Origin of the sequence: Helicovermis profundi, assembly GCF_033097505.1 — a bacterium.
Lineage (GTDB): Bacteria > Bacillota > Clostridia > Peptostreptococcales > Acidaminobacteraceae > Helicovermis > Helicovermis profundi.
Genome location: NZ_AP028654.1, coordinates 819,150 through 833,893, shown reverse-complemented (window position 1 = coordinate 833,893; position 14,744 = coordinate 819,150). Strand labels below are relative to the sequence as shown.

The following is a 14,744-nucleotide window of genomic DNA, read 5'->3' as shown; positions in this document are numbered from 1 at the left end:
TAACTAGTAAAGCTTTATCAGTTTAAGATGTTCACTACCTTCAAGTCCTCTTATATCTTCTTCAAACTCTGAAAAAGTCTGCTCACTCACTGCAATACACAGTAAATCAGTTGCTCTGCTCATGCCTACATATCCAATTCTTAAGGAACTTCTTTCATAAGCATCGAATTTCCCCTTCTTCTTACCAAACATTCTTGTGAATATACGATTTAAGTCTGTTTTCATATGATATAACGATTCTAGGTACAAAGTAGCAGTATGCGTTTCACCCTTTACTCCATGTACTGTATCTATGCTTATACTAACCCCATCTTTGCTAATACGATTTTCGCATGATTCATTAAAATTTAACTCTATTCCATCCGCCTTAAAATGCTTCAAAAAATCAGCTTCATCAATACTTTCTTCTTCTACTACTTTTGATATGCAACCAAATAAAAATTGTCCTATTTCACTATATACATCCACATCATTATTTAGAATTCTTCTAGTCCAAGGAGTCACAGTTGTTCTGAGCTTTATCAAATCCTCTTCAAACTTATTTTCAATAGTTTTCTTTAATGACTTAGAGCTAACCCTAGAACCCTCAACTTCAAAATCAATAGAATTTAAGAATTTAACACAGAATTCAATTATTCCTTTATAAACATTACCTGCGGACTTCCTGTGTTTAAGAGTTTCATTTAGAATACCAATAAAATTTAAGTTTGAATGTTTCTTTTCTACTTTCTTTTTACTTGAAAAGTCAGGGTAATATGAGTTAACAGTAAGGTGCTCAGGAGCCTCTTTAAAACCTACCCACCCACATGCTTTAAATGGATACTTTGCATCTGATAACTGGTATTCATCAATAATGCTAATGTATTTATCTATGACACTACCGATTGTATTTTCATTATAGATAATCAAATGAGGCACAAAACCTTTAGCACCATCAACAGCAATTAATAGCTTATCACTCCCATACGTTCTCATTGAACTTATGAAATCTGCTATAGGTTGATTGAATCTCATACTCTTTGTTATTTCTAACTTTTCACCTTTTATCTGCATGTCTCCATCAGAAACATTACTGGAGTCATATATTGCCTGATTAGCATCACCAAATCTTTGAAGAACAACATCATCGTTAAAAGCTAAGTTCACAATCTCATTTTGCAAAGAGCTATTATCCTGCGTTTCATCAATAAATACATACTTAAACCTCGATGATAAATAGTTCCTTATTTCAGGAAAAGTAGTAAGATACATTTGAGATAGCAAATATACATCACTATACTTTAATACTCCTTTGGCTAACATTTCATCATGCAACAACTTAAAATACGCTTTGTATAGGTCCTTTTTCTTATCTTTAACTATAGTTTTTCCCGATTTACTAAAAAAGAAATTCCCATCGTATGTTAATCGAACTCCTTTTAAGTAATCAAACTTTATATCCGTTTGAAGTCTAAGTTTCTCTGATTTCCCTAATCTAGAGTCTATCTTATCAATATCATCCTTTACTTGATAATATATTTTCTTCCATAAGTCACTCCATGGTATAAATTTGCTTCTTAATACTCGATAATACACATCATCATCAACCACGGCAATATTTGATTCATAAATTTGTTTGTAGTACGGAGTAGCACAGAATTTACTATAAAATGAATGAATCGTACCAAAGTAATTTGGATATTGAAAAAGAATATCACTTTTACTGCCTAATTTCTCCTTTATCTCATTTACAGCTACATTAGTATGAGTCATAACACATATGCCCTTTCCATCGTCTAATGGCAACGAATCTAACATAAGCGTCAACTTCGCTAATAGAGCTGTTGTTTTACCACTCCCTGGGCATGCAATAACATCAATACTCTTATCCATACATTGAATAATAGGAACTTTTTCGTCCTCATCAAATGAGCACCCATCAGGTAACAGTACCTTTTCAGCCTTCTTAATATCATCCTCGGAAATACAAATATAGTTACTCATCTGTACCCCCTACGTTTCTGCACACATTATCAATTGCATCTACCAAGAATTTCAGTTTTACATCAGACCCTATGATAGGCTTCACCGTCTCAGATGAACTTAATAGCAATTCACCTAAGTATTGAGCAGCAACAGCTTTTGATGCACGTTTCTCTAGCAAATCCTCATAAATTAAGTATGCAATCTTATCATCACTCTCTCCCGATGCCTCCCAATCAGCAATTGCTTTCTTTGCCTCATCTAGCTCATATGTTAAGTTAATTTCGGTTATCAGGTCTTCATTATTCTTAATCATTTTTGATACTCTGATTGCACATAGCATATATGCCCTTAACCCACTTAATGCTATGTCATACTCAAGTGTCCAATTGTTCAAATATACTTCGACTGTATCAGTACAATACTTCTTAAGCTTATTCTCACTTATAGTTTTCTTATATAAATCAAAATCATCAACTTCCTCAAGTAAATCTTCTATGCGCTTTTTTAATCCATGATATTTCGTGAAATTATCAATGTTGTTTTCCTTTTTCACAGCTTCTATAGCTCTATCTTTAGAAGAAAAGTATGTTTCAGCAAAAGATTCTAATGTAATAGAGAACTCACCAGCAATTTCAGTTCCTTTATCATTAGGCAACTTATATACTATATATTTTTGTTCAGGATTTCCCACTTGTGGTTTAACATCCAAGTCCGTAATTATTGACACAGGTATGTCAAAGCACTTGCCATCGCTCCTATTATAGATATTTGAGTATCTTAAAAATGCTGTATTGCCAATATTAACTACAGAAACACCGTATTTATGTAATGGCTTGTCCAATAAATTCGCTACGATTGGAACTAATAGGTTTTCTGAGTCTCCTTCTACGAAAATCACACCTTTAGCAAAAAATAGATTGGCTTTTGTAGCATCTAAGAATCTTTCAAGAAACTTATAATCACCTGAACTAAGTAATGTATACTCACTCCCCATTGGATATGCTGTTTTATCTTTGCACAAAATGATGTTTTCAAGCTTTATTACCGAAGCAAGCGTTATGCTATGAGTTGTAATTATATATTGAGCATTTGCATTTGAACTTTCTTGTAATGATTTTATCAACCTTAATTGTGCTTGCGGATGTAAATGAGCTTCAATTTCTTCAATCAAAGCTATATTGTAACTTTTCTCAATTTCAAATAGTAACAGTTCTAATGCTATAAATAATTGATTTAGTGTACCCAATCCCACTTTGTTTTCATCTACGTTTAAACTTAATTTCCTTAAGATAGAAGACAACTCATTCCTACTTACATCAACAAATGACTTATAATTATTTTTATCAAAGCTTGTACCCATAAAACTCTGTAATGTTCTATCAATGAAGCTCGTAATAGCTTTTGCTCCAGGTTCATTTTGCTCTATGTCAAACACTTCATCCTCGTCCAAATTATCTTTCTCAAAGAAGCTTTTAACTCTATGGTTAGCAACCTTGAAGTATCGTTCTAAAACATGACTTTTTTCTTTCTTCTCAAATAACTGATGTTTTCCTAATACCTGTGCTAACCTTGACCGATACCCGGGTGTTAGCTCATTTTCAGCATCTCTCAATGGTTTTAGATATGTTGCTCTAAGTAGTTCTGCAGCATCAAATCTTACACCCAAATCACCAATACCAGCTGTAATAGAAGAGATTACTCTTCTATTTTTCTCTTTAGAATTTAACTGCACCCTAAGTTCAACCTGTCCATCCTGATCAAAGTTGATGAACTCTAAAAACATTCCTGACTGGATATCATCAAGTCCTTTAAATATACATTCGATTTTCAACTCATTTGCTCGGCTCCCATCATCAGCAACAGAAAAATCTTGTATATCTACTCTTACATAATCATGACTTTTTGTTCCTAGAGTTAGTTTAATTGCATCTACAATACTTGTTTTACCGCTATCGTTCTCGCCAACTAAAACATTTAAACCTTCCTTAAAATTAACTACTAATCCTGGTTCTCCATTCACGTCAGTACTTATGTATTTTCTAAAATTCCATAATCTAAGCTCTTTAAGATACATCATCACACCTACTTCCTCTATAAATAATATGCTTGCCACTAAGCATTAAAAATTACTCTTTATCAAACAAAATACACCACAAATGTGATGTCCATAAAATTTACTTTTCAAACGGGATAAAAAAATTAAATGGCATCTTATTAGTATTAACATCTAATGCTCCATTAGATTCTCTTGATATATTCTGTAAATGAAATTTTACTCCTGTCAAAAGGATATTGGTACTTTTAATGTCTGAAACTGTATATTGTACCCCCATCTGCCCTACTTCATCCCATTTGTTCCACAGCAAAGGACTAACAATTAAATTCTGCGAATACAGTGGAATAAATACATTGATATAATACTGTATTAAACCAATAGGTGCATTCCTTAACTGTTCGAAGTAGTCACCATATACATCTAAATCTGACTTTAATCCACTCACTAACAAATATGACTTTTCATCAACTGGAAATGTTGTATAAAAAAGATACTTCATTCTTTTCGTTCGCATATCTATAGATTTTATTCTCTTACCCTTCAGGTCGAATGGTGGAGCAACTGTCATATAATTTGCGAACTGAATCCTAAAAGGGAATTCAATAACAACTGTCTCCAGCCCACCATAGTCCTTATTCTTAAATGCCTCATCATAATAAGACTTATAATATAGCAAGTCATTTTCCTTTAACACAGCATTCCTATACTGTTTAACATACAATGGCATTTTACTGAGTTGAGGCACTCCTGAAAACATATTTGAATGAAATTTTTTAGCAACAAGTTCTTTATAGAACTCAAATGAAAAGGTCTTATATGCAAAGAGAAATTTCTGCTCATCATCTAGATTTTCCAATGTATACTGCGATTTTTCTATCTTTGAGAAAATTGCATCATCATGCTCTCTGCAGAAGCAAGTAGCAACAGTAGCGTCTTTTATTTTCACTTCGTCAAGAAAGTAGAATGGTTCAGGTTTATCTTTCTCTACTTCAATCATCTGAGGGTCTTTAGAAAAGTTCTGCATATAAACAATGTTCTCTGACGACAGTTTATTGAGAATTCGATTTTCTTGTAATGCATGTGCTTTAATTACACTTTTCCCTTTAGATTCGCACCCTTCTGCAAGACATAGTTTTATACGACTTTTTTTCATCATACGTCCCATATAGTTTAAGAACTCACCTTGGCTCTTAAATACTTTTGGAGACTTCATTTTACAGCAGTCCCCGTAATTTTTTTGACTACCACACGGACAATCTTCTTTACTACTAAATCTTATCTGATTAAACATTAACATCCCCCTGACCGAGTACTACTAAACATATATTGATATTTAATGTGAAATCAGGCTAGTATCACTCCACTAACCATGTTAACCCCAAGTGTCCATATTAAATCACTTATTTTTGCTACTGCATTATTGAACATTGGCATCGCCTCCTTTAAAAAACTCACTAGTAGATGTTTGCCTGCTAAACTTAGCATTGCTGACAACATGAGCAAAGACACTGAGGTGATGATGAAAAGTGGAGTGGTAACCCTAGTCCCTACTAGCCTAATTCCACATCGAATCAATTGTAATACATTCGATTCACTCTTATAAGTAATTATACTCCTAATCAATCCGCATTACCAGATATTAGCTTGATTTTCTTTTATATAATACTTCTAACAGTTAGAATACATATAAAAATACATCACTCCAATGTAAGGTGATGTCTTAAATATTGCTCTCCGACTCTCAAATTCACTTATTTCAAGAGAATCGTACTCAAAATGTACTCAGTGTAAAAAAAGCCTGCAACCCTTTAAAACAAAGGGTTACAGGCTTTGTACTTACTATTCCCACTCTATAGTACTAGGTGGCTTTGTTGTAATATCATAAAGTATTCTATTGACTCCTTGAACCTCATTTACAATTCTAGAAGAAATCTTATCTAGTACTTCATAAGGAATTCTTGCCCAATCACTTGTCATACCATCTATTGAAGTTACAGCTCTAATACCTATTGCATGCGAATAAGTTCTTTCGTCGCCCATAACTCCAACACTTCTGACATTAGGTAGAACTGTGAAATACTGCCACACTTCTTTTTCCAAGCCAGCATTTTTTATTTCTTCTCTTAAGATTGCATCAGATTCTCTTACTAAATGTAATCTTTCGTCTGTTATCTCGCCCATAATTCTTATTGCAAGTCCTGGTCCAGGGAAAGGTTGTCTAAATACTACATCTTCTTTTAGTCCTATTTCTAGGCCTACATTTCTAACTTCATCTTTAAATAGTTCTCTAAGTGGCTCTATTAATTCAAAATCAACGTCTTCTGGAAGCCCACCAACATTATGATGACTTTTAATTACTTCAGCTGTATCTGTTCCACTTTCTACTACATCTGGATATATTGTTCCTTGAACTAAATAATCTATGCCTTCAAGTTTTGAAGATTCTTCTTCAAACACTCTTATAAATTCTTCACCAATTATCTTCCTTTTTCTTTCAGGATCTGATACACCTTTAAGTTTATTTAAAAATCTTAACTTTGCATCTACTCTAATAAAATTCATATTAAATTCACTAGTAAATAATTTTTCAACTTGATCACCTTCGTCTTTTCTAAGAAGTCCGTGATCCACAAATATACAAGTTAAATTGTCTGCAATTGCTTTATATACAAGTGTTGCAGCTACTGATGAATCAACTCCACCAGATAATCCACATAATACTTTTTTATCTCCTACTTTTTCTTTTATTTCTTTTATTTTCGTCTGGGCAAAGTTACTCATTGTCCAGTCTTTCTTACATTTACACACGTCTTCCAAAAAGTTTTGTATTAATTTTCTTCCAAATGGTGTATGCTCAACTTCTGCATGAAACTGTACTCCATAAAGTTTTTTATCAAAATCAGCCATAGCAGCTACTGGGCAATTATCAGTTGTTGCTGTAACTTCAAATCCCTTTGGTGCTTTTGCTACATAATCAAAGTGACTCATCCAGCACGTTGAATTATTTTTTGTTTGGCCAAAAATACCATAGTCTTTATCTATATTAAGCTCAATTTTTCCGTATTCTTGACTTGAAGCTTTTTCAACTTTTCCGCCAAGTATATGAGCCATAAGCTGCATACCATAACATATTCCTAAAATTGGTATTCCCATTTCAAATATTTCTTTTTCAATTTTAGGTGAATCATCTAAATAAACTGAATTCGGACCACCAGTAAAAATAATTCCCATTGGCTTTTTTTCTTTAATTCTTTTATATGCATTTTTATAGGATACTACTTCACTATATACATTTGCCTCTCTAACACGTCTAGCTATAAGTTGATTATATTGACCACCAAAATCTACAATTAAAATTAATTCATTTTGCATTTTTACCTCCATAGGCTAATAATATTCTTATATTATATTTATTATATCAATAAATAACATTATATTGTTTACTATTATTTATTTAAATTTTTCAATAAGTATTTTTACTAATTTATTACAATATAAAAAGACTAAACAATTGTATCAAAGAGTATTTTGGACGAAATACTTATAAGATGATTATATAAAAGTTTAGTCTTATTATTATATTAATACGGCTATATTAAAATGGGGAGGAGAAGAATTTTGTCTTCAAATATTTAAGTATAGCCATAGTATTAATTTCTTCTGCTATAATTTGGTGGTTCTTTTGTCATTGTAATATCATGTGGATGTGACTCCACTAAACCCGCACCTGTAATTCTGATAAATTTACCATTTTCTCTTAAGTCATCTATTGTTGCAGTTCCGCAATAACCCATTCCAGATTTTAATCCACCTATCATTTGATAGACAATATCTTTAAGAAGTCCCCTGTAAGGAACTCTTCCTTCAATTCCTTCAGGAACGAATTTTTTCGTATCATTTTGGAAGTATCTATCTTTACTACCCGCTTTCATAGCAGCCGTTGATCCCATTCCTCTATAACTTTTAAAGCTTCTTCCTTGGTATATAACGATTTCTCCAGGACTTTCTTCAGTCCCAGCAAATAAGGAACCAAGCATTACTGTATTAGCTCCTGCAGCAAGTGCCTTTACTATTTCACCTGAATATTTAATACCACCATCAGCGATTATTGGAATATTATATTCTTTAGCAGCCTCGGCGCAGTCCATAACAGCTGTTAACTGTGGCACACCTATTCCTGCAACTATTCTAGTTGTACAAATTGAACCTGGTCCAATTCCAACTTTTACGCAATCAGCACCCGCTTTGATTAAGTCAATTGTTCCCTCTTTTGTTGCAACATTTCCTGCAATAATATCAAGCTTTGGATATGCTTTTTTAATCTCACTTACTGAAGATAGTATATTTTTACTGTGTCCGTGTGCTGAATCTAGCGCTATGATGTCAACTCCTGCATTAACAAGTGCCTTAACTCTATCCATCATATCTTTTCCCATTCCAACTGCTGCACCAACTAAAAGTCTACCTCTATAATCTTTTGATCTATTAGGATATTTAACTGTTTTTTCAATATCCTTAATAGTAATTAGCCCTTTTAATGTTCCTTTATCATCTACTAATGGTAACTTTTCAATTTTCCATTTTTTTAGAATTTGTTCTGCATCTTCCATAGTAATTCCCTCTTTTGCAGTTATCAAATTCTCTTTTGTCATTACTTCATCAATATATTTTTCTGGATCATTTTCAAATCTAATATCTCTATTTGTAATTATTCCAATTAATTTGTGATTTTCATCAACGATTGGAACTCCAGATATTCTATATCTACTCATTATTTTAAGAGCATCTTCAACTTTATCTTCTTTTTTAAGATAAAATGGATCAACAATAACCCCATGTTCACTTCTTTTTACCTTGTCAACTTCAAGTGCCTGAGCTTCTATTGACATATTTTTATGAATAATTCCTATTCCACCTTCTCTCGCTATTTCAATAGCAAGTCTAGCTTCTGTAACCGTATCCATTCCAGCGCTTACAATTGGAATTTTTAAAGTGATTTTATTAGTTAACCTAGTGCTTGTACTAACCTGATTTGGAAGCACTTCTGATTTTTGTGGTATTAATAGTACATCATCGTATGTTAAACCTTCTTTAACAATTTTGCTCATAAATCCTCCTATTATACAAAAACAAAAAACCACAATATTCCGTGTTGAGTGGAATATTGTGGTTTATCTTAAAATAAACACATCATAATAAAGCCTATAAGTGTATTTTCTTTAAATTTAAAAAAGATTAAAGAAAAATTTGCATAGGTATATTAAGTAAAAACATTCCACTCATAGCAAAGTAATTTAAGGTTACTTCGTAGAGACATGCGAACCATATTATCGCAGTTATATGAGTGATATATATATTATTTTCTAATTTCTAATAACTTAACAAATATTGAGGAGGATGTCAACAGATTTTGTAAAATTAATAGAAATTTTAATAAAAATTTTTTTTATTACTTAATAGACCCGGAAGTTTGACAGTTGCATAAACAAAATTCTACCTCAAAGCCAATTATAGGCTTATTTTTTTGTCAAATTTTCCGTTTTACTATTGCGTAGTTTGTCGTATTGTGGTATAATGTAAGGAACAGGAGGTATTATGCTTATGAGACTTTCAACTTCTAAATCAAAAAATGCTACTTCACTTTACGTTATTAAAGATATTACTATTAAAAATAAACGAACAACTAAAATTGTAGAAAAACTTGGTACTGAAGCACAATTACGTGAAAAATTAAATGGACAAGATCCTTATGAATGGGCAAAAAAATATATAAGTGAACTTAATAAAAAAGAAAAAGAAAATAAAGTTGAGATTATTGCTAAATTTTCTGAAACTAAACAAATACCAATGGATTCTAAGGTTCATTTCAATGGTGGATATCTTTTTTTACAAGATATTTATTATGATTTAGGCCTTCATAAAATTTCAAAGCAAATTTCTGATAAATATAAATTTTCTTTTGATTTAAACAGTATTCTTTCTAGACTCATTTATACTAGAATGCTTAATCCGTCTTCTAAGCTTTCTTCTTTTAAAGCCTCTAATGACTTTATTGAACAGCCTAATTTTGAATTACAGCATATTTATAGAGCTTTAGAAATAATTTCTAAAGAATCTGATTTTATTGAATCAACTGTTTATAAAAATAGTTTAAAATTATCTAAAAGAAATACAAAAGTGCTTTATTACGATTGTACAAATTATTTCTTTGAAACTGAAAAAGCCGATGGGTTAAAACAATATGGACTTTCCAAAGAACATCGCCCTAATCCAATTGTACAAATGGGATTATTTATGGATGGGGATGGCATACCACTTGCATTTTCTATATTTGATGGAAATAAAAATGAACAGCCAAGTTTAAAACCACTAGAAAAGCGCATATTATCTGATTTTGATTTATCTAAATTTGTTGTATGTACAGATGCAGGATTAGCATCTAATACCAATAGAATATTTAATAATAAAAACGATAGAGCTTTTATTGTTACACAATCATTAAAAAAGCTTAAAAAACATCTTAAAGATTGGGCTCTTGCCCCAAATGGATGGCATTTATCAAATGAGACAAAAAATATTAATTTAGAAAATATAGATCATTCTTCAAACAATAAAGCTATTTATTACAAAGAACGTTGGATAAATGAAAATGAATTACCACAAAAATTAATAGTAACATATTCACCAAAATATAGAGCTTATCAAGAGTACATTCGAAGCACTCAAATACAACGTGCAGAAAAACTTGTTAAAAAACCTTCTAGTATCAATAAAAAGAAACAGAATGATCCAAAGAGATTTATAGATTCTATTCACTGCACTAATGAAGGTGAAATCGCTGAAAAACAGGTACTTACAATAAATAGAGACACTATTTCTGATGAAGAAAAATATGATGGATTCTACGGAGTATGTACAAATCTTGATGATAATGCTGAAACAATTATTAAAGTAAATAAAAGAAGATGGGAAATAGAAGAATCATTTAGAATTCTAAAAACTGAGTTTAAAGCAAGACCAGTATATTTAAGTAGAGATGATAGAATAAAAGCTCATTTTACAACATGTTTTCTTTCTTTACTGATATATAGGCTTTTAGAAAAGAAGCTTGATGAAAAATACACTACAAAAGAATTAATAGAAACGTTAAAAAATCATAACTTTATGGAGTTAAAAGGCGAAGGATATATTCCGACATACACACGAACTGATATAACAGATGAATTACATGATAAATTTGGATTTAGAACGGATACCCAAATAATTAGTAATGCTAAAATGAAAAAAATATTAAAACAAACGAAAAAGTAAAAAAAGGTACGCACTTTTTACTACATTAAGAAACCGTGATAAACTACTGTTTGCAATAGATATCACGGTTTTTCTGCTCTACAACTGTCAAAGACGAGATATTGAGGAGGATGTCAACAGATTTTGTAAAATTAATAGAAATTTTAATAAAAATTTTTTTTATTACTTAATAGACCCTGAAACCATACCCTTTATTATATGCTTTTGTGCTATTAAAAAACCTACTACTATTGGCGCTGCTGCCATTAATACTGCTGTCATTATTAGGTCCCACTTTTTAACAAATGATCCCGCAAATGCTCTTATTGCAAGTGGTATTGTCTGTACATCCTGTCCTACTCCAAGTACTAATGACGGAAGCAAAAAGTCGTTCCAGATCCATATTGCATTTAGTATTATGATTGTCACAAATATTGGCTTTAATATTGGCATTACTATTAAGAAAAATACCTGTGCCTTATTGCATCCATCTATGGTTGCTGCTTCTTCTAATTCTTTCGGTATTGATTTTATAAATCCATGAAACATAAATACTGCTAGTGGTGCTCCAAATCCAATGTAAGCAAGTATCATTCCATGAAATGTCCTTAGCATCGGTATTCCTGTTGTTTCATTTATTATTCTAAAAAGTGATACTAGTGGAAACATTACTACTTGAAATGGTATTATTAGTCCACTTAAAAATAGTAAAAATATAAATGTTGATGCTTTTGATTTTGTCCTTACCAATACCCATGCTGCCATTGCTGAAAATATTGATATTGTTAATAGTGAAAAAAACGTTATCACTACTGATGTAAATAAACTCGCTGAATACCTTATCGTTGGTTTACTCCATATTATCTTTATATTTGTTAGTAACTGTCCCCAGTGCTTTGGAAAAGTTATTGGACTTGTCATTATTTCTAGTGATGCTTTTGCTGAATTTATTACTATTATGAAAAATGGAAATATTGTTATTAAAAATAGTATTAATGTTACTAGTGTGAGTGAATACGTTACTAACTTCCTTCTTAAGGTCATTACATTTCCACCTCTCTTTTTTTGTTATAGTATACCTGAGCCATTGATACTACCGATAATACTAAGAAAAATATTATTGCTCTTGCCTGGCCTTCTGCCATATTATTATATTTAAAAGCTACATTATAAATGTGAACCGCTAGTAGTTCTGTCGAATTTACTATTTGTTCTTTATATATATCTGATGGTCCTCCATTTGTTAATGCAATTATAATGTCAAATTGTTTGAATGAATTTACTAATGTTAAAAATGATGTTATTGTAAATGCTTGCGCTATCATTGGAAATGTTATATTCCAAAATTTCTGAAAAAAGTTCGCTCCATCTACTTCACTTGCTTCTATTAACTCTTGTGGTACATTTAATAAGGCTGCTATATATATCATCATAATATATCCTGCATACTGCCATGTAAATGCAAATATTAGTCCAAATAATGTTAATGTTGGATCAGCTAGTAACAATAGATTACTTAAAAAATCTATTCCTAGTGCATCTCCTATTTGTGGGATTACACTTTTAAATATAAACTGCCATACATATCCTAAAACCAATCCTCCTATTAAATTCGGTACGAAAAATCCTGCTCTATAAAAGTTCTTAAATTTTATCTCTCTTGTTACTAAAAAAGCTAACATTAATGCTACAAAGTTTATTGTCATTACGCTTAGAAGAGTAAACACAAAGGTTCTTATAAATGAATACTGAAATGCTATATCTTTAAACATATTTTTATAGTTATCTATTCCTACCCAGTTTGGCTTTATTCCTGCTATTGCTGTCCAATCTGTTAGTGAATAATATATTCCCATAAAAAACGGTATTACTACCACTATTATAAATGATAATAATGCTGGCGCTAAGAATAGCCAAAAAAACATTTTACTCTTTAATTTTTTACCCATTTTACACCTCTCTTTAGTAGAAGTTTAAAAAAAGGAGTGTGAGCGAACACCCACACCCTTTTCTAATTTTTAGCTATTTTTTATTTTAGTGCTCTTATCTTATCTGCTAGTTGATCTATAAATTCTTGCTTTGTTATATCCCCTTTTGCAAATGCTTCGTATATTGGTGCTATAGTTCCCATTCCAAATCCATCTGGCATATCATTTTGTAACCATGTATATGCTCCATTATCTTTTGCAAGCCATTTCATTACGTCTGCTGAAAGTGGTGCATCTGGTTTTAATGTTATATTTTTAAATGCTGGTACCATTTTTGCTTCTTTTACCATATAGTTTGCGCCTTCTTCACTTGTTGCCATATAGTTTAAGAAGTCTTTTGCTGCTTGAATATTTTTACTTTCATTATTTATTACATAGTATGATGGTGCTCCTATAAATATTGCATTATGCTCTCCGTATACTGATGCATGTGGTGCAAATCCCATTGGAAACTTTACTCCATTTGACATTAACCATGGATCTATCCAGTTACCTTGATGTACAAATACTGCTTTTCCTGTTGCAAATTGTCCTACTTGTGCATCATAGTTTCCTGTTAATAATACTGCTTTATCTGAATACTTAAATAATAATTCTACCCAGTCTGCATATTCTTTAAGTCTTTCCATATCTGGCTGGCCTTTTAGCATTTTATCAAGAACACTTGTATCTCCATATGGTAGACCTGCTGATAAATATCCATTAAAGTTATGAAGTCCTGTTACCCATCTCATATCTGGACCTGCTGCCATTGCAACTACTGACTTTATTCCAAGTTCTTTTTTCATTCCATCTAATTTTTTAAATGCTGCTTTATATGCATCTTGTGATGTTAATGTACTTGGATCAATTCCTGCTTTTGCAAGTAAATCTGCATTATAGGCCATTCCCCATGCTTCTACTGCTACTGGAAATCCATATGTTTTTCCGTCAGCTTTAAATGCTAGGTCTGTTAAATCCATCCACTTATCTCCTGAAAATGGAGTAAGTTTTGATTTCCAAGTGTTATATCCACCTTTTCCTTCTATTACAAATATATCTGGTTGTCTATCTGATTGAAATTCTGCCTTTAAGTTTTCAGCGTATGGAGTATCTCCACCTGAAGTTTTTACTGTAACTTTTACTCCTGTTTGAGCCTCATATTTAGCTGCAAATGCTGAAAGTTGTTCACCTATCTCAACTTTATTTTGATAGATTACTACCGATTCTTCTTTTGGAGCTACTTTGTCTTCTGTTTTTGTATCAGCTGACTTATCTGCTGGTGCTGGTGCAGATGAACATCCTGCAAGTGCAAATATCATTACTAATACCATTACAATTGAAACTATTTTCTTCATAATATCCCCCTTTTATTAATAAGACTACTAAAATACTATATAATCTGCTATTTCTACTTATATTGATTTTGATTATATATTAGTAATAAAAATAAGCAGTTACATACT

At 31.5% G+C, this 14,744-nt stretch carries 9 protein-coding genes and 1 riboswitch; of the genes, 1 reads left to right on the top strand and 8 read right to left on the bottom strand.

Annotation, left to right across the window (positions count from 1 at the left end; translation table 11 throughout):
• Positions 1-3: 3 nt before the first annotated feature.
• The 5 genes from AACH12_RS03580 to guaB all read right to left on the bottom strand — a co-directional run bounded on the left by AACH12_RS03580 (position 4) and on the right by guaB (position 9,129).
• Positions 4-1,983: a UvrD-helicase domain-containing protein gene (locus AACH12_RS03580; RefSeq protein WP_338536707.1), complete on the bottom strand. Its 1,980-nt coding sequence runs from the start codon at positions 1,981-1,983 to the stop codon at positions 4-6.
• A complete protein-coding gene (locus AACH12_RS03575; RefSeq protein WP_338536706.1) occupies positions 1,976-4,078 on the bottom strand; it encodes an AAA family ATPase in 2,103 nt (700 codons plus the stop codon). The genes AACH12_RS03580 and AACH12_RS03575 overlap by 8 nt, the downstream gene beginning before the upstream one ends.
• 61 nt (positions 4,079-4,139) lie before the next feature.
• On the bottom strand, positions 4,140-5,312 hold the full coding sequence (locus tag AACH12_RS03570) for an SEC-C domain-containing protein (protein WP_338536705.1): 1,173 nt from the start codon (positions 5,310-5,312) through the stop codon (positions 4,140-4,142).
• Positions 5,313-5,860: 548 nt separating this feature from the next.
• Positions 5,861-7,393, bottom strand: coding sequence for a glutamine-hydrolyzing GMP synthase (gene guaA / locus AACH12_RS03565; protein ID WP_338536704.1), 1,533 nt, complete (start codon positions 7,391-7,393; stop codon positions 5,861-5,863).
• Between the two features lie 278 nt (positions 7,394-7,671).
• Positions 7,672-9,129: an IMP dehydrogenase gene (gene guaB / locus AACH12_RS03560; protein ID WP_338536703.1), complete on the bottom strand. Its 1,458-nt coding sequence runs from the start codon at positions 9,127-9,129 to the stop codon at positions 7,672-7,674.
• Between the two features lie 154 nt (positions 9,130-9,283).
• Positions 9,284-9,385: riboswitch (purine riboswitch) on the bottom strand.
• Between the two features lie 237 nt (positions 9,386-9,622).
• On the opposite strand from guaB, the gene AACH12_RS03555 reads away from it, so the two are divergent.
• The gene (locus tag AACH12_RS03555) at positions 9,623-11,332 is read left to right on the top strand and encodes an IS1634 family transposase (RefSeq protein WP_338537331.1); all 1,710 of its coding nucleotides are present in this window, start codon (positions 9,623-9,625) and stop codon (positions 11,330-11,332) included.
• A 162-nt stretch (positions 11,333-11,494) separates the two neighbouring features.
• Here AACH12_RS03555 and AACH12_RS03550 read toward each other — a convergent pair whose 3' ends face one another.
• The 3 genes from AACH12_RS03550 to AACH12_RS03540 form a co-directional block, all read right to left on the bottom strand.
• On the bottom strand, positions 11,495-12,355 hold the full coding sequence (locus tag AACH12_RS03550) for a carbohydrate ABC transporter permease (RefSeq protein WP_338536702.1): 861 nt from the start codon (positions 12,353-12,355) through the stop codon (positions 11,495-11,497).
• Positions 12,355-13,260, bottom strand: coding sequence for a carbohydrate ABC transporter permease (locus AACH12_RS03545; RefSeq protein ID WP_338536701.1), 906 nt, complete (start codon positions 13,258-13,260; stop codon positions 12,355-12,357). Before AACH12_RS03545 ends, AACH12_RS03550 begins: the two co-directional genes overlap by 1 nt.
• Positions 13,261-13,340: 80 nt before the next feature.
• Positions 13,341-14,636 carry an ABC transporter substrate-binding protein gene (locus AACH12_RS03540; protein WP_338536694.1) on the bottom strand — a complete coding sequence of 432 codons (1,296 nt, stop codon included), beginning with the start codon at positions 14,634-14,636 and terminating at the stop codon, positions 13,341-13,343.
• Positions 14,637-14,744: the final 108 nt, after the last annotated feature.